The sequence below is a fragment of the Paenibacillus elgii NBRC 100335 genome, from assembly GCF_004000865.1.
Taxonomy (GTDB): Bacteria; Bacillota; Bacilli; order Paenibacillales; family NBRC-103111; genus Paenibacillus_G; species Paenibacillus_G elgii.
In genome coordinates, this window is sequence record NZ_BIMB01000001.1 from 220398 (window position 1) to 239482 (window position 19085).

Here is a 19085-nt window from a genome sequence, read left to right on the forward strand (position 1 = left end):
ACTGGCTTCAAAACTCCTTCACCCTAACGAACGGCTGGTACGATCCTCAACACTTTGAATGAAAGATTGCAGGACTTCCATAAACAATCGGGCCGCCTGCCCCAAAAATTTGTCCTTACGATAAATGATACAGATGTCTTGACTCGGGGTAGGATGCAGCAGTTTAATGGCTGTGATGTTCTCACGATTCAAATAATCCAATAACATTCGGGGCAAAATACAGCCCCCAATCCCTTGCTCTACCAGCAACAGCAGCGACGATAATGTCGAGGTCACGATGGGATTGTCCAGCACTACCCCTTTCTCCTGGCAAAGATATTGAATTAACTTCGTAATCTGGTGTTCGGGACCAAACATGACCAGCTTCAATTGCTGGATTTGTTCGAACGGGATCGCCTTCGATTTCGCCAGAGGGTGATCCGAACGGATGGCCAAGGCAAATTCTTCGTGAAAAAGCGGTTCGATGACAATACGCTCGTCGGGATTCTCAGGTACCGTCGTTACGCCAAGATCCCGCGTGCCTGCGACAACTTCCTTATACACCTCCGTCGATTCCGTCACGGTAAGCGAAAGCTTCGGGTAGGACCGATGGAAATCGACCAGCAAAGCGTCAAACAGCAAATCCCCATCGCCGGGAAGTATCCCGATATCCAGCTTGCCGCCTTCCATCTTTTTCAGATCCGAGATCGCCCTTTGAATATAATCTACCCGTTCGAAGATCAGCTGACTTTGCTCCAAAAGGATTTGGCCTGCTTCGGTTAACGCGATTCGTTTGCCGATGCGGTCGAATAGAGGAAGCCCCAGCTCGTTCTCCAAAAACTTGATTTGCTGGCTGAGATTCGACTGCGTAGTGCAGAGCGTTTCGGCTGCTTTGGAGAAATGCATCTCCTTACATATGGCGGCAAAGTATTGAAGCTGTCTGAATTCCATTCTTCCGCAACTCCTTCGTAAAATCATCGTTTGAGCATCAAAACATCGTGCAGGCTGGTCATTATTTAAAGTGATCATTTTCATCGGAATTACGTGATTGTTGCGCCATGGATGAAAAGCTACACTTGGATTATGAAAGCGAATCACATCAACTAAATTTGAGGAGGCATTTAAATCATGGCTCAATCGATTATTCACACAAGTCAAGTGCTGCGTCAAGTCGTCATCGGGCAGGTCCAAGGAATTTCGGAGGCGCAATTCGACGTTCAACCGGCAGGTTTCAACAATACCATCCGCTGGAATGTCGGTCATATGATCTATTGGATGGATAAGTACTCTACCCTTAGCTTCGGCTCACCGTCCGCTATTCCAGAACATTATGAGACGCTGTTTGGCTCGGGAACCAAGCCTTCGGATTGGACCATGACACCTCCCTCTAAGGATGAACTGATCCAAGGGTTAACGGCGCAGCTTTCCCGCTTCTCGGAGCTGACGCCTGAAATGCTGGATACTGCGCTTGAAGCACCGTTTGTGATGGGGCCGTTCCAATTTAGCACCGCCGGCGAATTATTCAACTTCGCGCTGATTCACGAAGCCATTCACCTTGGCACGATAACAAGCCAGCTCAAAAGCATTCAATAAAGCTTGGCAGATCGATCTTTGCCCATAAAAAAAAGCAGCCCTTATCGGCTGCGCGGTCTCGGGCTTCATCAAGCTCGGGGCCGTTTCATCATCGGTACCTTATCACGTTTCTCCCTGCTTCATCGCTGCCGGCGTTATTGACGACTTGCAGCTTGCAATATCCATGGTCCAATTAATTTCGCCGCGTTATTCAGGATCGTTAAATGTTTCTCGCCGGGCACAATCTCGGTGAATGATTCATGGCTCACCTGCGTCGCCAGATTGGCGAATGCCACAACTTTCTGAGGGTTCATAATTTCATCCTCGGCCCCTACCCACAGACCGAATGGCCTGTCAATGCCGGCAACTTCCTGCGACGGCCGCGTAGGATTGAGCGAAAGCGCCATATTGACACTGTTGTACTGGACAAGCCCTATACCCGACTTCATCTGTTCTTCCGAATAATTATACCGGACTCCTGCCGCATGTCCTTTCAGCAATCCACCAGTAAGCTCGTGGGCGACGAAAGCTTTGACGCACACCGTAGCGAAATTGCCTTTGCCTTCATTCATTGTGTACGATTTCGGACCAAAATCCGGTGCAACGAACAAATAGCCATTTACGAATTCGTGGTATGGGGAATTAATATAATTGACTACGAGTCCGGCTCCGGCAGAATGACCGCCTAAAAATACAGGCACGGAAGGGAACTGACGATGCGCGGCACTTATCATGCTTGTTATATCATCGTACACTTGTTTTACACTTGGCGCATCTCCTCGATCTCCGGCAGACAATCCATGGCCTCTAATATCTGGCAGGTACGTTGCGATTCCATAATTTTGACTTAATTGTTCCCCTATCGGCTGGTAGCCTGCCCCGCTGTTAGCGCCTGAGCCGTGATAAAATATGACAACTGCTTTCGGATTGGCAGGAACGTAACTTCGGTATGCCAATCGAATATGATCGTTCGACTCCACATACTGAACATGATCGGTTGCCAGCCGACTCCCGGTGCCCGCATCGGGTGGGCCAACCCCTTCCGATGATACGTCAGAAACCACGTTGTCGGAAAATCGACAGGATGAAAGCGGGGTCGCGGCATAAGTTACAATACCCGTGAAGACAATCATCAGAATACCAAGAACAATCAGCAACGGTCTCTTGATGCTTTTCATATCATCCTTCTCCTGCCTTATCCGCGATGAATGCGGTCGAAATCATCTCTTAACGAAACCAGGCTTTCGCTTCCGAGTTGTTTAATCTCCATATAACGATGATCGGGAGGATAATGCCTAGTAAAAATCCGATGTTGTGCCAAACCGCGAACTCGACTATCCGCAGCAGGATAAGAATGCCGGAAAGAACGATGGCCGCGCTGCGCCGGGACGTATCGGGAGTATTTAGACGAGAAGCTATATACAATGCCGCAAAACCAAACACAACCATAACAATGCAAATGATTTTCTTGACCATTTCTGCACTGCCAAACGAGTAGACGCCATTAAAAACATTTAACATGGCTGCAAGGTAAATCAGAATTTGAACAAACGTCACCGTAGGCGGTTTTTTTGCACGGGCTTCTTGATTACTTGGCATAGGGGCTACTCCTTTTTCATTTGCTTTTGTTGGAGGGCCGAGGAGTGCAGCGCCGCTTCGGCTTGATCGCACCATTGCAATACCATTTCTGCGAACTCTAATCCATAGCGCTTTAGCATCGACGGACCTTGAAGAGACGAATCGTCCCCCGGACGATCCCACGAACTGCCTGGCTGGACTCCTTGAATTGCACCCAAGAACCATTCGAAGCTGGCCCGTCGCTCCCTTATCAGATGGATTAGCAGCTCCGGTCCCTCCTGACTGGCAAATAAAAATTTGACAAGATTCTCGTCCCTAATTTGTATCGGTGCAGACGGGGCAGAAAGCCAGTTGCGCAAAGCTTCCCGGCCCGTGTCCGTAAGCTGCCACCGCTGACGCGACCTCGGCCCTTCGATGCCGTTCGGTGCTTCAATGAGTTGCAGCGCCTCAAGCACCTTCAATTGAGGATACAACTGTCCGTCACTAATTCCCCAAAAAAATCCGACCGATCGTTTCGCCGCCTCGCGAATTTCATAGCCGCTTCGAGGCTGCAAAGAAAGAAAGCCTAGAATAGTCCAGGCCGTCGGGGTAAGTTCCAAATTATCCCCGGCAGGCCGTACCGGATTCGAATTCATTTCCTTGCTGTCATCGCCCTTGATATGCAATGCTTTCACCAGCCTTTTGCAACAATAATATCTCTCCCAGAGATATTATTGCACTCTTCAGCATCCATTGTCAAACCGAACAACCGTTATCATAATTTGTTCCATCTCCGGGAAGATCATACGTGCGCTGGAGTTTCTAAGCCGGGATCGAGAAGCCCATGCTCATGCACCGAAGCAAAAACTTCTGCCGGACATCGAATCCCAGACCGTGTGTACACGTCTGAGCGCACCATGAAACAGGGAAGAGCAAAGGCATTACCATGAGCTTGTCCCATAAGGCTACGCCCGTTGATAATGCCTCCAGTGAATCGTTTCATTCCAAGCTAAAAGTTTGAAGCATGCTATCTAATCAATCAAGTTAGTAGCTTGCTTGACCTTCAGTCTTACGGCCGGTAATGAGCAGCTGTACTCCGATCATTGCCGCAGTAATAACAAGCATGGAGAGAAGCGCAGCAATAAAGCTTCCACTATAATCATAAATTGCTCCAATTAACAATGGCCCCATCGCACCTATAATATAACCTCCACACTGAGACATCGCCGACCATGCCCCAGCTTCCTCCGATGTATCCGTCTCAACAATCGGCAGCATAAGTGCCAATGGAAACAATCCTCCTGCGCCAATTCCTAGACATATGACAGCCGGCAGCATGGGGAGCTGGAGCAATAACATAACAATTCCTATAAGCTCGGACACACTGCAGAGAATTAGGAAAAATCTTCGTTTGCCGAATCGGGCGACAAGACCGGGAACCGTTAATGATACGGGAATTTGAATAAGGGTAAAGATGGTAAGGAGCATGGCCGAGCTTGCCGGGCTGTACCCAAAGCTATGTGCAATTGGTGAAATCCATGCCGTAACCGAATAAAACATACTTGCCATGAGTCCAAAAAATAACGTTAACAGCATAGCTCTTTTATTGCGAATGGGCAGCTTGGAACGTACCAAACTTTTTTGTTCGGCTCGGTTTCGAAGAAAAACCGACCAAACGAGTAAGGCAATAACGCCTAAAATGACCCAGCATGACAAGGTCAACGTTAAGCTGTGATGGCTTCGATTGTAAATAGGAATAGAATATGCGGAAGCAATTGCCGCCCCTACGGTCATGGATGCGGAATATATACTTATAATACTTGGCTTCGCAGGGAAATACTTTTTAATAAATCCGGACAGCAGAGGCCCCGCCAAGCTGATCCCGATCCCGCCGATCAAGGCACTAACAACTAATATAAAGACTGAGCTGACGATCCCCCGCAAAGCGGTTGCCCCCGTAATTAGGAACAATGCAAGAAAAATGGTGCGTTCCAGCCCCAATCGATCACGTAATGCTGTTGCCGCAGGAGCAAAAATCCCCATGCATAATACAGGAAATGTCGTGAGCAAACTTGCCGTTAGCCCGCTCATTCCGAGTTCACCTTGCAGGGTACCAAGCAAAGGGGCGACAGATGTAATAATCGGTCTTAGGTTTAAAGCTGCAACAAAAATAGCTAACAGTAAATAAAGCTTTTTCATCTGTATAGCCTCCTTCATTCTTATCTGTGTAACACACATTAAGTATATGGATTTAAATTTCATTGATAAATCCTATAATTTATATTATTATGATAGTAAAATACTATTAATAATCAGGAGTCGTTGCATGGACACTCGAAATATACAGTACTTTATGGCCGTATTCGAGCATCTTCATTTTACGAAAGCTGCCGAAGAGCTTGGAATCTCACAGCCAACATTAAGTCAGCAAATTCGCATACTTGAAGCAGAGTTTGGCACACCGCTTTTTGACCGCATCGGTAAAAAGGTGGTCGCGACCGAAGCCGGCAAGCTCCTGCGGCAATATGGAACGAAAATGCTGCAAGCAGAGCTGGATGCCAAAAACGCCATTAAAGAACTTTTGTCCGGAGAGCGAGGCACGGTTCGGCTAGCCGTATTGCCCTCCGATTTGGATTTTCAGCTCGTTCCGCTGTTCGTCCAATTTAAGTCGAAGTATCCCGGCATTCAGCTGCAGGCTTTCTCCACTATATACATACAAGAAGAAGTGCTGAACCATAAAGTCGATATCGGGATTGGGTTACAAGGTCCGGCGGATAAAAGATTAATTCAAATTCCGCTTGGTTGTGAGCCCTATCATTTGATCGTGCATTCGGCAAGCGAGCTTTCCAACAGGAAGGAGATCACGCTGCAAGAACTGCAGCATCATTCATTAGTGATGTATCCCAAAGGCTATTTGGGTCGCGATTTGGTTGATGAGGTTTGTAGAAATGAAGGATTTGAATTAACTACCGTTATGGAGACCGATTCAGCCACTTCGCTGCTGCAATTAGTGTCTGCTGGCGTAGGCGCTGCGATACAGCCTAAAGGATTGCTTAGACAAAATCCGGAACGACCGGATCTCGTAGCTATACCTATTACAGGACCAACACCTGTACGTCACCTGGAGCTAATGTACTGTGCCGATCGATTTATTAGCAGCTCTCAACAGCAATTAACGAATTGGCTGATCGACTTCTTTAAGAAAGGATTAGCGACAAAAAAATAAAGCAGGACAACGCTCTTGTAAGACATAAGAACGTTATACTGCTCTTGCTTTTTCGCCGCCTTACAGGGACCTGGCAAGACGAAAGCCGAGATCATCGATTCGAAATGTAGGATGACTGCGGCGGCGGCACGTTGCCCCGCAGCCTCTCGCCTCTTCGGCCCAGCTGCCGCCGCGGAAAATTCGATAGGAACCGTATACTTTCTCGTCGTATATATCCCAGCACCATTCCCAAACGTTTCCTAACATATCATAGAGCCCCCACGCATTCGGCCGCTTTTGACCTACCCGATGTACCATGCCCCCAGAGTTTTCATCATACCAGGCTATTTCATCAAGCTTGCCGTACCGGTAACCGCCCGTCCCTGCTTTACACGCATACTGCCATTCCGCTTCCGTAGGCAGACGGTAACCATTCGCTTCCCGATTCCAGACGACATTTTCACCGTCATCGCTTATCAAGTAACATTCCTGTAGACCCGAGTACCGGGAAAGCAAATTACAAAATAAGATCGCATCGTTCCACGAGACATCCGCAACCGGAGCCTGAGGCTCTTCATGAGGTCCGACTGTCTTATGCACGATCGAGGAATATAACGCCTTCGTAACAGGAACCGGTGCAAGCAAGAAAGAATTCACCTGAGCCGTCCATGCCGTTTTTATTCGATCATCCCTTAATTCAACTTCACCTGCGGGAATTGTCATCATGGGATACTCCGTATTACTATGCCGTTCGTTTGACACCTGTCTTCCTCCGTTCCTGTTCATTATCTGCCGGTAAACTTTTTCACGTAATCTTCGCAAATGTACCGATTATCTTCGCCATGGGCTGGCGGAATGTTCGCTACTCTAAAAAAGCTTAGCCCTACGACCATCGCTAACAGCCCATAGGCGGCGTTTTGGGAATCTTCTACAGACATTTGCCCCATCTTGTTGCCGTAATCAAAAATCTTAGCTATGCCCTGAAGATCAGCCATATAGCTCTTGGATACGACTTCCTGCAAATTGCGATCCAGCACAGCCTTTGAGAAAAACTGCAGAAAGAGCCTTGCTTGATCTTCGTACGGGATGAACATCTTTTCAATGCCATCCAGCTGCGAAACGTTAATCTTCTTTTCCGCATCTTCACCGTATGGAGGCAAAATATGCTTCAACGTGACGTCAATCATTTCACCGGCTGTCATCGTGCGTTCAATCTCGGATTGTATCTTTAGACTGTAGTAGGCCAAAAACGACTTGAAGGCTTCGATCGTCAAATGATCCTTATTTTTATAATAATAAGCGACAACTCCCTTGGAGCAGCCGGCATATTCGGCGACCTTATCCAGCGTCATGCCATCCATCCCGTGAAGGCTAATGCAGGTTAATGTGGCGTTTATGACATCGGCTCGGCGCTTTGGTTCCATTCCTAGTTTGGGCATGAATTCACCTTATCCCTTTTTATACTGACCAGACAGAATAAATAAAGTGTACCTAAGGATGGATCATATTGTCAATCACAATTCCAAAGCTTTTGACATCTTGCTGTTTTACTCCATATTCATATCTCCGGTAAAAAACTTGTGATCTATTCATGAAAAATCGACCACTAAGGAGATGTGGATAAGCTAATGCATACGGTAATCGAACCCAAAATTCTTTATTTTGGCACCTCTGTCGTGCTTATAAGTACGATCAACGAAGACGGCACGCCCAATTTGGCTCCTATGTCCTCTGCCTGGTGGCTCAATCAATCGTGTATGCTCGGTTTAAGCAGCAAGGCTCAGACCGTTCAGAATTTGATCCGTGAACGCGAGTGTGTACTGAATCTCCCGTCCATCGACTTGATTCCAGCGATTGATCGGCTGACCTTATTAACAGGTCGAAATCCGGTGCCCGAGTCCAAAGCCCTGAGGGGCTATCAGCATGAAGCGGATAAATTCGGTGTTGCAGGGCTGACCCCGCTTCCGGCACAGCTTGTTCAAGCGCCGCGCGTCAAAGAATGCCCCGTCCATCTGGAAGCCAAGCTGGTGAAGCTGCATCCGTTCGAAGAACCAAGTTCCCTTGTCGCAATCGAAGTACGCATCGAAAAAGTGCATATCGAAGAAGATCTTCTAATGGATGCAAACTCAAACTATATCGACCCTTCGAAATGGAATCCGATGATTATGAATTTCTGCGAATATTTCGGCCTTAGCGAGCAACTGTCTGCATCAAAACTAGCGCCGGTCTTCGGGCCGGGTTCTGCAAAATAAATACGGAAAAAGGAGCCCTGAGGCTCCCATGCAGCTCTGTACGTCATTCACCATGCAGATGGATGGATATCGAAGCGGAAAACACTTTCTAATAAGGCCTGGGATGAGGAGTCATTGCCATTGCTTTTGTTTGTTGAACTGTCCCGAATGGATGATTAGGCGGCGCATAAATGACGTAAATTTTGAGTGGTTTATTCCCGGTATTGATCACATTATGCCACTTTCCGGCAGGTATCATAATTGCGTAGCCATCATAGGCTTTTTCTTGAAAAGTCAATCTATCCTTGGTATCACCCATTTGAACAAGTCCTTGGCCTTCTTCAATTCGTATGAATTGATCAATATGCGGATGAACTTCTAAGCCGATGTCATCTCGAACATTGATACTCATTACGGTCACTTGAAAGTGTTTCCCTGTCCATATTGCGGTTCGGTAAGTATTATTTTGTTTTGTAACCTTATCAATATTGACTACATATGGTTTGGCTCCATGATCCTTTACTACTCGCTCATCTAAAGACTCAAATCGTCCAGCATTATCAACTGCAACAGGATAGGAGTGTAAAACTGCATTTTGATTTAAAGGATAATGATTTTGTTGATTTCTGGACCCATAGCTTGGGTAATAAACGGGAGTATTCATACCAGCGTAGTAAGGATATGAATACATTGGATTAAAATACGATTTAGGAATATGATGCACCTCTGTCATTCCCTCCATATTTTTATAATGACATCATATGCCTATATTTATAAAACGTACTTCGATTTATTTTGCTTTCCATGCTTTGTTGCTCGCCTGAGCAAAACAAACATTCTTTGCTCGATATTTGTAAACAATAATCATTACAATTAGAATCATCTTTACAAACTAAGGCACCAAAAAAAGACACCAATTCTGTTTTTGGCACCACTTTTTAATTATGAAAAAATGACAAAAACCCTTGATTCCTCAAGGGTTTTCGAGTATGGAGCCTAGGGGTTTTGTACGTTAAGGAAAGAAGGGAGAAAAGCCTTGTGGGACAAGGCTTTTTAAAATTTTATGTCTCTACGTTCGAGCGCGCCGCGGCGCTCGGAAAGAAAAAGTGTGACCAAAAATGTGACCAGTGAATTATTCTTTACTGCCAGAATTAATTGATTGTTGGGTCCTTAACTGTGTTTTAGGCAAGTATAACCCATTTATTCATTTAGCAGCATACTTACGCTTACAAATGGCTCTGATTCAATGTTAAATTTAGCAATTTTCTTTTGTAGTAAGTCAATTAGAGGGATATCCTGAGTTAATACCCTTCTTAAATCTAAACCATCCATAAGAAAAATTGATTTGTCCGGTTGTTGTTTCATTAAAGGGACTACATGCGGAGACCATCCACCGATTGAAAGAAGCAGCCCCATGGTTTGTTTGCCTGAGCGAGCAACTTTCCCGTATAATGAATCTAATTGTTTCATATCTGTTAGTTGACTTGTCCATTTCATTTCTACGAGATAATGCCATCCATCCAGTTTGAATGCTCCATCGATTTGCTCACCACCTTCATTACGTCGAAAACTTTGCATGAGCGCAATATCATATACATTAAAGAGCATATTCATTAATTGTTCTAACATTAAACCTCGCTTTTGAGGATTATCTTTCATCATAACAAGTTCGTCATACATCATTAATAGAAGTTTTGATTGATTCTGGATTTCATGTTCCATTTTCACAATTGCTACTCGTCTTTCTTCTTCCAATCTCTTACGTTCCTTTTCCTTTTCTTCTCTTAGAAGTTGCTTCTCTTTTTCTTCCATTATCTCAATTACATTTAGAACTTCTCTAGCTTTCTGAACAGTAGCTCTTGCAAGCATTTCATTATCCGTTAAGTGAAATTGATTCCAGTTAGCCGCGATTTTTATAATCGAGTTGATATTGTTTTTGTATTCAGATTTCTTTTCCAGCTCTTGAACAATTATTGCCCCCATATCTCGTTTAGTGAGTGGTTTTCCATCAACATTTCGTTTTTTCAGTAGACTCGCAAAGAACTTCTCGCTAATTCCAGCTGGTCTAAGTATTAGTTCATACATTTGGGTTTTTTTGTAGACTAAACATGCGATTATATCTATAATAAGCCTTTTAATATCAGGATTTGCGTGCATAAGCATTACTCCTATTCGGAACTAATTCAATAATTTTATCTCTACTAAACCATGTTAATTCTACTGCAAAAAATCGTACCTTAATCATAGAGTCGTTAAGTATCAAGCGTTAGTCAGAAATCCAGGGTAACTTCTTGAGCTTTTTTGATATCATCAGTCCATCTGCTGCTCACATTTTTGGCGTTACAACGTTTATAAGCATCCTTCCCCAATAATAACCTTGTCTTTTCAAGATTTTTGGGAGTGACCTTCTTATCGTTGGTTGTGTTATCTAGCCACCCCATAAAATATATTTTATCAGCTTCTTCCACATCTTTTCGATAACCCGCTATTTCATGGGGTTTGGGAGTATTCTTCCTATCAGCTTTTTGTGGAATGTTCTTATTAAACTCGGAGAAGAAATAAATGGGCTTAAATTTATTTATCGGATCATATTGCAAACCAAGAATTCGGCATAATTCAGAATACTTTTCGTGCGACAGGGTTGAATCAATAACAAATCCTTTTTTAACATCCACTTCAAAATAGAAGTTTTCAGCTTTCACACCAAACATTAATTTGTAAGGACTTTCATCAATAAAGAAAAATACATCGAAGGCAACGTTATTGTATCTAAAACCAAATCTATACCTCTTAAGGCTTAGTTGCCGCATATCATTGTATAAAGAAATGATTCCGTCTAGTTTCATATTCTATCCACCTTATTAGACTGAGAATTATAGCTTATTCACCTTCATTTTCACTACATAACGACACGATCTATATTTTTTCTATCAATCCCTTCCAATCCTCTACTTGCATAGAAAAAGAACTTTGCTCGTCTCCAAAAGTAAAGCTAGCGGAGAAAAACAATTGGATAGACAAGGGATTATCGACATATTGGTGAAGCAAGGAGGATCAAACCCTGGCTTCATCTCAGTTACTTAGAAGACAGAGTTCTTTGCGTTAATAAAGTTGGAAGGAAAGCCTTGATCGACAAGGCTTTTAGGAGTTTGATCCGGCTAAGTACGAATGCACCACTCGAACCATAATGTTGCGTATCAAAGATCTATTTAAAACAATTATAATTATTGCAACGAATGATTAAATTCATATTGAAACTTTCCTCAATCTATATAAGTAACCCATTTTAATAAGGCTACTACTTATCACAATTTAAAATAAAAACAAAAATAATAGTTATGTAACACTGGTTGACATAGCCCAATTGAGATCTTTACGCAAATTGGGTAGATTATTTGTATATAAGAATGGAGATTCTTCAGCTGACCAAAAGTCTTTTTGTCTACTTCTATATCTTTTAGACCCCTGCATAATAAAACATGCTTCGATTGCCCTAGTGATACCAACATAATGAAGATTTAATGCCTGGGTATAATCTTCTTCAGTTACCCTATCTCCTTCAGGTGGTAAGATAAACCTATACAAATCTAATAGGAACACGCAACTAAACTCTAATCCTTTCGATTTATGCAATGTCATAATGCTTATTTCATTTTCAGTTGCAGGCTTGAAACTTTTTAGTTTATCATTGTTCCTTAAAATAAGCTTCAGTTCATTACATACATCACTATCTTCATACTCAGGATAGGCAAGCTTAGCAATTTCAAAAAACAAGTGTAATTGATTCACTAACTCACCTTCGCTACAGGAAAAAATTCCCTCTAAGATGCTTAATGCACTTTCAAACCTCTTTTTATCATATTCCTCATTAAAATAAGTTTCTACAAAGTCCAATCTAGTTGTTTGCCCAACTTTATACGCGAAATAAGCAGATAATAAATCGTTAAATAAAACCCCCCAATAGGAATTACTTTTATCCAGTTCAGTATCAATGAACAATTTATTACTGGTTTTTAAGAATTGTGATGCTCTCTTTGCAGATTCATTCCCTCTACACAAAATCGCAAAGTCATTGTTATTTTTTAAGCCATACTTTGATTTTAAATGCGGCAAATTATTTTCGATTGAATTAATAACGGCCTCATCAGTTCCAGTAACATTTACTTTAAATACTCTAGGATTATCTATTAGCTCGATATTTGAGACACCCATAAGTGCTAGTGAGTAGTCAGAAATACTTTTATGGCACCTATGATTTTTGGTTATTTCTAAATGAGTAAAATTATCGTTTGACATTAACGAAAACAAATATTTTGAATACCTATTACTGAATGCATAAATTGCTTGATTTAGGTCTCCTACAGCTATTCCAATAATACCCTTATCAACTAACTTCAAAAAAATGTTATGCTGTATTTCACCACAATCTTGGTATTCATCAATGAAGATATGAGTATACTTTGCTGATAAATATAATAGACATTCTGGGACAGTATTTAAAATATAGAATGCTGTTTCGCCGCATATTTCTAAAAAAATATGACCATCTAGTAAAGATTTTTGAAGTAGAACTTCCAATTCTAGATCATTTAACCCCTTCTTTAAGTCCTTTAACTTTTCGTATTCCGGGTAATCATCTAAAGAATCCTTTACTTCTAGAGATACAAGCTTACCTAAAAGGAGCTTTGCAAATGGTGTTATGATTTCAGAAATGTAGAACTTGTCTATTGTTCCAAAGAAATGTTGACTTTTTTCGATACCTTTTTTTCTACACCGAATTTCTAATTCTTTACTTGATTTTCTAGTAAAGGAAATCGCTATAATTCCTTGATAATCCAATGATGTTTCAGTTAGTGAGCCAATCTTCTCAACAATAGTAAATGTTTTCCCGCTTCCAGGTTTAGCAGTTACGACTAAGTTCCCCTGTTTTCTTATAATCTCTTTTTGTTCTTCACTAGGTTGTATGGGTTTACCCATTTTCTTTCACAACCTTTTCAGCCAATTCTTTAATCCGCTTTAAGGGCTCTACAATTTTGTCATCCTTCAAGCAATCTAGCTTATCAAACTTATAATTCAAGAAGTTAAGCATGTTCTCTGCTTTTGCTTGCTGCATTTTCTTAACTGTATTCTGTGTAGTTCTTGTACCATAGAAATTTTTCAATTCTTTGAATAGTTTACTTTTAACTAAATCATTCTCTAAATCTTTCTCAGACAAAAATATATTATCTTTATCAACTTTTTGAATTATGTATCTTAATATTTCACTAGCTTCTTTAGGAGCTTTTGAACTTTTAGCCCATTCATTATGTTCTTTATTTTTCTTCCAATAGTCTATAAGACCTTCATTCTCTTCTACATTTAATAGTTCTTCATAAATACCCATTATTCGTGAAACACCAGCTTGATATGATAGTTCTACTTTAGGAGCATCTTTGGTTTTATTAAAAATATCATTATCAGTTCTTAAAACAAAAGGAATACCTAAAGCTAGACATATTTTTATATAAGGTTTAAAACCTACTCCATTAACTGAAATGATAGAGACATTGAGGCGATCAAGATCAATATTCATTACTTTAGACACAGCTGTATAAAAAAGCTTTTCTGAAGGCCCTTCTACAAGAAAAACAGCATTTACAAAAAATACATCTGCGGTAATTGCATCTAATCTATAACCAAAATCATTAAATTCTAAACTTAAGTTCTCACTGCACCCCCCCATTGCTACCTTCGTAAGTTTCTTTTCAAGATGTAGTTTTACAATTTTATCGGGTCGAAATTCAGCTGCTATGTGAGGCGAATGAGTAGTAATAAACACTTGTTCATCAAATTTCTCGAGTAAATAGCTTGATAGTTTCCTTTGTTGATGAGGATGTAAATGCGCTTCGGGTTCTTCTACAGCAAAAAATGTCACTTTTTCAAGAGTTTTTTTATTTTTTTGTTTAGCAACCCAAGTAGCTAAAAATATCTGATTATTTCTTCCATCCCCACCTAATGTAAGTGTTTCTCCATCTGTTGTATAAGTTAATTCGAGATTATCCAGCATACGATTAACATCTGAATTAGCATTTTTAAAGCTCAACTTCTGACTCTCATTGTGTATTGCTAATTCTCCTAGTTCAGTATCTACACTTGCCAATGATTTTTTTATATAATTTAGTTCATCCACTTTTGCATTTAATACCCTTAGATCTTCTTTAATTTCATCAATAGATTTTTCATCTGCTTTTCTTTGGTCTTCTTTCAATAAAGATTTTGCATCTTCAAGAATTTGATTTTTTTCTCGCTTCATAAAAGATCTTAAATCTCGATTGGTATTAACACATTCCATATTGAGTCGTCTTATATAAAATCGTGATTGTTTAAATTCTAACATATCTTCAGAATGTCCAGCATAAATCCCATATTCTCCACCTTTTGTGTTCTTATATTGAATAAAAACCGTACCATCCTTTAAGTCTCCTTTAAAAGTGCTAATTAAACAATCTTCAGTTACCTGAGTAATTTTCACAGTAATCTCAATCGAATTTGACCTTGTAAAAACATTATAATCGCTATCGTATAGCTCTAACTCTTTATCACTTAAACCTCGATCAAATAAAATCCTCAAAGCATATATTAAATTAGTTTTTCCAACATCATTGGCACCAATAATTAATGTCTGATTAGAAAAAGCTATTTTCTCATCATCAAAATTTCGGAATCCTTTAATTTTTATCCAATCAATTAACACGTTTATCTACCTCCTTAGTAATTAATTTTCCAAGTCTTAGACCTGCATAAAAATTATATTTACTGTTATCTCCTAGATGATTCTTTTAATTTCAACCAACTACTTTCGAAACAAGATAGTACTAATTTCATAATCTTTCGACAAATTTCCTGTAAATCCTCGTTAAAAGATATAAATATTATCAAACTGCCTCAATTGAACAAACATGATGCCAACTAAATATCACTGATTACAAAATAATAAAAAACTCGTAGGAGTTTTGAACAAGATCCAACTTTGTAGACATTTAAAAAAGCCCAAATCTGTAAATCAATGTCCCCCTAAGACGGTTCACAAACACCACCAAGATTGATGTAATATTTCCCCTTTCATGAAGCCCAGGGGGAATCTTCCTTGTACAAAAGTACCCTTGACTATGTCCTCACACCAGACGCTTCCGAGTACTTTGCAGGCCCCGGTATTACGCTCCTCTCCCTATGTGCGGTCTGAACCCTAGGCTATCGAAATTCTCTATTTTAATCCCCAGTGCACTCAATGACGCAAAGCTCAGCGGTAAATTTCAATGCCGTAACGCTTCGTATGTACGATCTGCCCCTTACAATGGCCCATAAAAGAAAAAACGTCACACATATATAGTGACGGAGCCTAGGGGATATGGATATCCTGATTTAACTTACGCCATAGAAAAAAGGCCTTTAAACACTCGGAAATCCTTGTGTTTAAAGGCTTTTTACTTTATGGAGCCTAGGGGGATCGAACCCCTGACCTCATCGCTGCCAGCGATGCGCTCTCCCAGCTGAGCTAAGGCCCCTCGCTATTCGTTTCTTTTGTCGCTCTTGTTTATTTCAGCGGCGACAAAATTGATAATAGCACAGCCCTTAGGGGCTTGTCAATCAAATGAATTAAAGTTGCATTTTTCTGAAAATAGCAAGCCACTACAGCTTAGTCGTATCCCCGCCGCCCTGATGCTTGGACAGCAGCTCGGTCAATTCTTTCATAAACATATCAATGTCTTTAAATTGACGGTACACCGAGGCAAATCGGATATAAGCGACCTCGTCTACGGGATACAGCTCGCTCATGACAATCTCCCCGATCTCGCGGCTGTCTACCTCGGCGTGGGCTGTCGTACGGATTTGCTTCTCCACCTCGGACACGATCATCTCCAGCCGTTCGACGGATACCGGACGTTTCTCACAGGCTCGGATCAAGCCACGCAGCATTTTTTCGCGGTTAAATTCCTCCCGGCTTCCGTCCTTCTTGATAACAATAAGCGGCGTCTCCTCGACCATCTCAAAGGTCGTGAACCGCTTCTGACACTTCTCGCATTCGCGGCGGCGCCGGATCGATTTATTCTCGTTGGCGGCACGCGAATCCAATACCTTCGTGCCGGAATAATCGCAATATGGACATTTCATCGATCGTTTCTTCCTCCCCCTATTTCCCAATAGCTCCCTGTCATGAAGTCCGGGCAATCGCACATAATAGGACTACCAACGACAAGGAGGTGAACAGACATGGGTGCAGGTCAATCCCGCAGCAGCAATCAATTGGTAGTGCCTCAAGCGAATGCAGCGTTGGATCAACTGAAATACGAAGTAGCGCAGGAACTGGGTATCGCCATCCCTCAGGACGGTTACTTCGGTCACATGGCTACTCGTGATACTGGTGCGATCGGTGGTCACATCACTCGTCGCCTGGTGCAAATCGCCGAACAGTCTCTTGCCGGTCAATTCAAATAATAACAGGTTTTGAAGAATACGCAAGAAGTATCGGGCTTAAGCTTCCTTCCAAGGAAGCTTGTCCGATACTTCTTTGACATATAAGGTTAAGCAGCGCGCTGCCCCCACTCTTCCCCGTACAATTTCTCGTATTTGTTATAGTAATACATTACACGCTGTATGTAATGTCTCGTTTCCCCGTAAGGAATACGGTCCGCATTCTGGAGCGTTCCGTCCCATTCGTTCTCCTGGAGCCAGCGGCTGACTTTGCCGTGCCCTGCATTATATCCCGCAAGAACCGCTATGCGATTTCCGTTAAACTGCTTAGACAACCAATTAAGATACCATGAGCCCAGCTCGATGCTGACCGCCGGGTCGTTAAGCCTGTTTCTGAATTCTTCATTAAAACGCGCCTTGTCGATAATCCAATTCGCCGTATCCGGCATCAGCTGCATCATTCCGTATGCACCCTTCTTGGACTCCGTTTCCGTCAAATAGTTGGACTCCACCCGAATGACGGCGGCCACAAGAAAAGGATCAAGATCGTATTTTGCGGCGTTTTGGCGTATTTCCTGTTCGTAACGGATCGGATACAGCATGCGCCCCACATAGGTGCTGCTTAAGAACAAAAAGATAACAAACGTCAGCAGCAGCAAGGCGAACACCCGCTTTTTCCGCCAAAAGCTCATGATAGCCCCCTTTCGTTCCAGAAAGCTTCAACCTGCTTTTCCGTTGCCTCTAGGGTGCCCGAATTATCGATGACCCAATCGGCGAGCCCTTTCTTCTCCTCGATCGGCATCTGGGACAACAGTCGTTTCTCCGCCTGCTCCGCCGTGATTCCGTCCCGTGCCATCAGTCGCTGAAGCTGCACTTCGCGCGGTACATAGACGACCATCACCTGCTCGTACATGGCTTGCTGCCCCGATTCATACAGAAGCGGTACGTCAACGACGACCAGCTTGTCCGGCTGCTCCGCCGCATAGGTCTGCATTCTCTCGCGTATTAATCCGCGAATGGGCGGGTGCAGCAGATTTTCCAGATCGCGAAGCGCCTCGCGATTGCCGAAGACCCGCTCTCCTAGCTTTTTGCGATGAAGAGAGCCGTCCGGCAGCAGCAGATCGTCTCCGAACCGCCGGATCACTTGAGCCAGAACGGGGGTTCCCGGCTCCACGACCTCTCTCGCAATCCGGTCCGCATCGATCAGCAGCGCGCCGCGCCGGACGTGCATCTCGGCCACCGTGCTTTTGCCGCACGCAATTCCCCCGGTTAATCCGATGTTCATGGTCATTCCCCTATTATATCCAAGATGATGTTGTTGTATGGTCAGAACAGTTTCATGATGCCCATCAGGATCAAGACAAATCCGGGCAAAGCGGACAGCTTGCGAATCCATTTCAGCTCCGCATAGCGCAATCCGATTTGCAGACCGATTCCCAGAAACGTGCCGCAACCCAGCGCAATGACCGCCGCCGTCAGCCACGGCGTGAAGCCGAGCAATGCGGCGCCGATCCCTGCCCCGAAGGCGTCCAGCGAGAGCGCCAGACCCAGCAGCGTCGCTTCGTAAGCCGATATGTTGCCGGAACGGTCTACATCCGCCATGGACGGCGTGCGCAGAATTTGAATGACCAGACCGAACCGTTTCAATTCAAGATAAAACACTTCTTTGGCCGTCGCCGGCTCCGGCGCGGGGATTGGCGGCTGCGGCTCGTTCGCCTGCCCCGCCTGCGATTCCTGCCGTCTTTGCTGGACCAACTGAGCCAGCGCCCACAAACCGATCCCCATCAGAATCACGGCGCCGATATCTTTCGCCACGGCCGGGTCGACAAACCGGCTCATCCAGACGCCGATCTGCATCGAAACGTAAATGATAATGCCCGACCAAGCCGCGATGATCGCGATCGAAGTGAGCGGAATTCGGATTTTGCGGAAACCGTACGTGACGCCTACCCCGAATCCGTCCAGGCTGACGGCAAACGCAAGCAGAAGCAACGAGACGACAGACAACATGACGTTCCCTCCTCACCTGTAACTGCACACCATACTATATGGCTGTTCTGGGCGGAGGGTGCGTATTTGCTGTTCCGAAG

The 19085-nt window shown here is 43.3% G+C and carries 20 protein-coding genes and 1 tRNA gene; 4 read left to right on the forward strand and 17 right to left on the reverse strand.

Annotation, left to right across the window (positions count from 1 at the left end; all coding sequences use genetic code 11):
* Positions 1–18: 18 nt before the first annotated feature.
* The gene (locus tag PEL01S_RS01105; RefSeq protein ID WP_063182185.1) at positions 19–930 is read right to left on the reverse strand and encodes a LysR family transcriptional regulator; all 912 of its coding nucleotides are present in this window, start codon (positions 928–930) and stop codon (positions 19–21) included.
* 177 nt (positions 931–1107) lie between these two features.
* Between PEL01S_RS01105 and PEL01S_RS01110 the strand changes: the two genes are divergently transcribed.
* Positions 1108–1572 carry a DinB family protein gene (locus PEL01S_RS01110; protein WP_127458942.1) on the forward strand — a complete coding sequence of 155 codons (465 nt, stop codon included), beginning with the start codon at positions 1108–1110 and terminating at the stop codon, positions 1570–1572.
* A gap of 134 nt (positions 1573–1706) precedes the next feature.
* On the opposite strand, the gene PEL01S_RS01115 is transcribed toward PEL01S_RS01110, so the two are convergent.
* The 4 genes from PEL01S_RS01115 to PEL01S_RS01130 all read right to left on the reverse strand — a co-directional run bounded on the left by PEL01S_RS01115 (position 1707) and on the right by PEL01S_RS01130 (position 5307).
* Complete coding sequence (locus PEL01S_RS01115; protein WP_127458943.1) at positions 1707–2729, reverse strand: alpha/beta hydrolase; 1023 nt, start codon at positions 2727–2729, stop codon at positions 1707–1709.
* 49 nt (positions 2730–2778) lie between these two features.
* Entirely contained in the window at positions 2779–3150 is a 372-nt protein-coding gene (locus PEL01S_RS01120; RefSeq protein WP_127458944.1) for a hypothetical protein, read from the reverse strand.
* 5 nt (positions 3151–3155) lie between these two features.
* Positions 3156–3803 (reverse strand): PadR family transcriptional regulator, encoded by a 648-nt coding sequence (locus PEL01S_RS01125; protein WP_050900665.1) that lies wholly within the window; start codon positions 3801–3803, stop codon positions 3156–3158.
* Between the two features lie 349 nt (positions 3804–4152).
* Complete coding sequence (locus PEL01S_RS01130) at positions 4153–5307, reverse strand: MFS transporter (protein ID WP_127458945.1); 1155 nt, start codon at positions 5305–5307, stop codon at positions 4153–4155.
* A 127-nt stretch (positions 5308–5434) separates the two neighbouring features.
* On the opposite strand from PEL01S_RS01130, the gene PEL01S_RS01135 reads away from it, so the two are divergent.
* Positions 5435–6334 (forward strand): LysR family transcriptional regulator, encoded by a 900-nt coding sequence (locus tag PEL01S_RS01135; RefSeq protein ID WP_127458946.1) that lies wholly within the window; start codon positions 5435–5437, stop codon positions 6332–6334.
* 60 nt (positions 6335–6394) lie between these two features.
* Here PEL01S_RS01135 and PEL01S_RS01140 read toward each other — a convergent pair whose 3' ends face one another.
* Complete coding sequence (locus PEL01S_RS01140) at positions 6395–7099, reverse strand: formylglycine-generating enzyme family protein (protein ID WP_503826316.1); 705 nt, start codon at positions 7097–7099, stop codon at positions 6395–6397.
* The gene (locus tag PEL01S_RS01145; RefSeq protein WP_127458947.1) at positions 7099–7752 is read right to left on the reverse strand and encodes a TetR/AcrR family transcriptional regulator; all 654 of its coding nucleotides are present in this window, start codon (positions 7750–7752) and stop codon (positions 7099–7101) included. The genes PEL01S_RS01140 and PEL01S_RS01145 overlap by 1 nt, the downstream gene beginning before the upstream one ends.
* Positions 7753–7941: 189 nt before the next feature.
* Here PEL01S_RS01145 and PEL01S_RS01150 point away from each other — a divergent pair, with 189 nt between their 5' ends.
* Complete coding sequence (locus PEL01S_RS01150) at positions 7942–8565, forward strand: flavin reductase family protein (RefSeq protein ID WP_127458948.1); 624 nt, start codon at positions 7942–7944, stop codon at positions 8563–8565.
* Between the two features lie 88 nt (positions 8566–8653).
* Here PEL01S_RS01150 and PEL01S_RS01155 read toward each other — a convergent pair whose 3' ends face one another.
* From PEL01S_RS01155 to nrdR, 7 genes are all read right to left on the reverse strand, one after another.
* Positions 8654–9277: a cupin domain-containing protein gene (locus PEL01S_RS01155; RefSeq protein ID WP_239551300.1), complete on the reverse strand. Its 624-nt coding sequence runs from the start codon at positions 9275–9277 to the stop codon at positions 8654–8656.
* A gap of 467 nt (positions 9278–9744) precedes the next feature.
* Entirely contained in the window at positions 9745–10701 is a 957-nt protein-coding gene (locus tag PEL01S_RS01160) for a restriction endonuclease (RefSeq protein ID WP_127458949.1), read from the reverse strand.
* Positions 10702–10814: 113 nt separating this feature from the next.
* Entirely contained in the window at positions 10815–11390 is a 576-nt protein-coding gene (locus tag PEL01S_RS01165; protein WP_127458950.1) for a DUF6037 family protein, read from the reverse strand.
* A 490-nt stretch (positions 11391–11880) separates the two neighbouring features.
* Positions 11881–13521, reverse strand: coding sequence for a UvrD-helicase domain-containing protein (locus PEL01S_RS01170; RefSeq protein ID WP_127458951.1), 1641 nt, complete (start codon positions 13519–13521; stop codon positions 11881–11883).
* A complete protein-coding gene (locus PEL01S_RS01175) occupies positions 13514–15277 on the reverse strand; it encodes an ATP-dependent nuclease (protein ID WP_163767897.1) in 1764 nt (587 codons plus the stop codon). The genes PEL01S_RS01170 and PEL01S_RS01175 overlap by 8 nt, the downstream gene beginning before the upstream one ends.
* 738 nt (positions 15278–16015) lie before the next feature.
* Positions 16016–16088: transfer RNA gene (locus PEL01S_RS01180), tRNA-Ala, on the reverse strand.
* A gap of 124 nt (positions 16089–16212) precedes the next feature.
* Complete coding sequence (gene nrdR / locus PEL01S_RS01185) at positions 16213–16695, reverse strand: transcriptional regulator NrdR (protein ID WP_063182171.1); 483 nt, start codon at positions 16693–16695, stop codon at positions 16213–16215.
* A gap of 99 nt (positions 16696–16794) precedes the next feature.
* Here nrdR and PEL01S_RS01190 point away from each other — a divergent pair, with 99 nt between their 5' ends.
* Entirely contained in the window at positions 16795–17019 is a 225-nt protein-coding gene (locus tag PEL01S_RS01190; RefSeq protein WP_010496076.1) for an alpha/beta-type small acid-soluble spore protein, read from the forward strand.
* 86 nt (positions 17020–17105) lie between these two features.
* Here PEL01S_RS01190 and PEL01S_RS01195 read toward each other — a convergent pair whose 3' ends face one another.
* From PEL01S_RS01195 to ytaF, 3 genes are read right to left on the reverse strand one after another with little or no spacing between them, the layout of a single operon-like run.
* Positions 17106–17687 carry a lytic transglycosylase domain-containing protein gene (locus PEL01S_RS01195; RefSeq protein WP_127458953.1) on the reverse strand — a complete coding sequence of 194 codons (582 nt, stop codon included), beginning with the start codon at positions 17685–17687 and terminating at the stop codon, positions 17106–17108.
* Complete coding sequence (gene coaE, locus PEL01S_RS01200; RefSeq protein WP_127458954.1) at positions 17684–18280, reverse strand: dephospho-CoA kinase; 597 nt, start codon at positions 18278–18280, stop codon at positions 17684–17686. Before coaE ends, PEL01S_RS01195 begins: the two co-directional genes overlap by 4 nt.
* Before the next feature lie 41 nt (positions 18281–18321).
* On the reverse strand, positions 18322–19005 hold the full coding sequence (gene ytaF, locus PEL01S_RS01205) for a sporulation membrane protein YtaF (RefSeq protein WP_063182163.1): 684 nt from the start codon (positions 19003–19005) through the stop codon (positions 18322–18324).
* Positions 19006–19085: the final 80 nt, after the last annotated feature.

What these genes read in the sequence shown, in the direction of transcription:
- PEL01S_RS01140 (WP_503826316.1), bottom strand. Translation starts at nt 7,099, where the DNA reads ATGAACAGGAACGGAGGAAGACAGGTGTCAAACGAACGGCATAGTAAT.
- PEL01S_RS01120 (WP_127458944.1), bottom strand. Translation starts at nt 3,150, where the DNA reads ATGCCAAGTAATCAAGAAGCCCGTGCAAAAAAACCGCCTACGGTGACG.
- PEL01S_RS01195 (WP_127458953.1), bottom strand. Translation starts at nt 17,687, where the DNA reads ATGAGCTTTTGGCGGAAAAAGCGGGTGTTCGCCTTGCTGCTGCTGACG.
- PEL01S_RS01150 (WP_127458948.1), top strand. Translation starts at nt 7,942, where the DNA reads ATGCATACGGTAATCGAACCCAAAATTCTTTATTTTGGCACCTCTGTC.
- PEL01S_RS01105 (WP_063182185.1), bottom strand. Translation starts at nt 930, where the DNA reads ATGGAATTCAGACAGCTTCAATACTTTGCCGCCATATGTAAGGAGATG.
- PEL01S_RS01115 (WP_127458943.1), bottom strand. Translation starts at nt 2,729, where the DNA reads ATGAAAAGCATCAAGAGACCGTTGCTGATTGTTCTTGGTATTCTGATG.
- PEL01S_RS01110 (WP_127458942.1), top strand. Translation starts at nt 1,108, where the DNA reads ATGGCTCAATCGATTATTCACACAAGTCAAGTGCTGCGTCAAGTCGTC.
- nrdR (WP_063182171.1), bottom strand. Translation starts at nt 16,695, where the DNA reads ATGAAATGTCCATATTGCGATTATTCCGGCACGAAGGTATTGGATTCG.
- PEL01S_RS01145 (WP_127458947.1), bottom strand. Translation starts at nt 7,752, where the DNA reads ATGCCCAAACTAGGAATGGAACCAAAGCGCCGAGCCGATGTCATAAAC.
- PEL01S_RS01155 (WP_239551300.1), bottom strand. Translation starts at nt 9,277, where the DNA reads ATGACAGAGGTGCATCATATTCCTAAATCGTATTTTAATCCAATGTAT.
- ytaF (WP_063182163.1), bottom strand. Translation starts at nt 19,005, where the DNA reads ATGTTGTCTGTCGTCTCGTTGCTTCTGCTTGCGTTTGCCGTCAGCCTG.
- PEL01S_RS01165 (WP_127458950.1), bottom strand. Translation starts at nt 11,390, where the DNA reads ATGAAACTAGACGGAATCATTTCTTTATACAATGATATGCGGCAACTA.
- PEL01S_RS01130 (WP_127458945.1), bottom strand. Translation starts at nt 5,307, where the DNA reads ATGAAAAAGCTTTATTTACTGTTAGCTATTTTTGTTGCAGCTTTAAAC.
- PEL01S_RS01160 (WP_127458949.1), bottom strand. Translation starts at nt 10,701, where the DNA reads ATGCACGCAAATCCTGATATTAAAAGGCTTATTATAGATATAATCGCA.
- coaE (WP_127458954.1), bottom strand. Translation starts at nt 18,280, where the DNA reads ATGAACATCGGATTAACCGGGGGAATTGCGTGCGGCAAAAGCACGGTG.
- PEL01S_RS01170 (WP_127458951.1), bottom strand. Translation starts at nt 13,521, where the DNA reads ATGGGTAAACCCATACAACCTAGTGAAGAACAAAAAGAGATTATAAGA.
- PEL01S_RS01190 (WP_010496076.1), top strand. Translation starts at nt 16,795, where the DNA reads ATGGGTGCAGGTCAATCCCGCAGCAGCAATCAATTGGTAGTGCCTCAA.
- PEL01S_RS01135 (WP_127458946.1), top strand. Translation starts at nt 5,435, where the DNA reads ATGGACACTCGAAATATACAGTACTTTATGGCCGTATTCGAGCATCTT.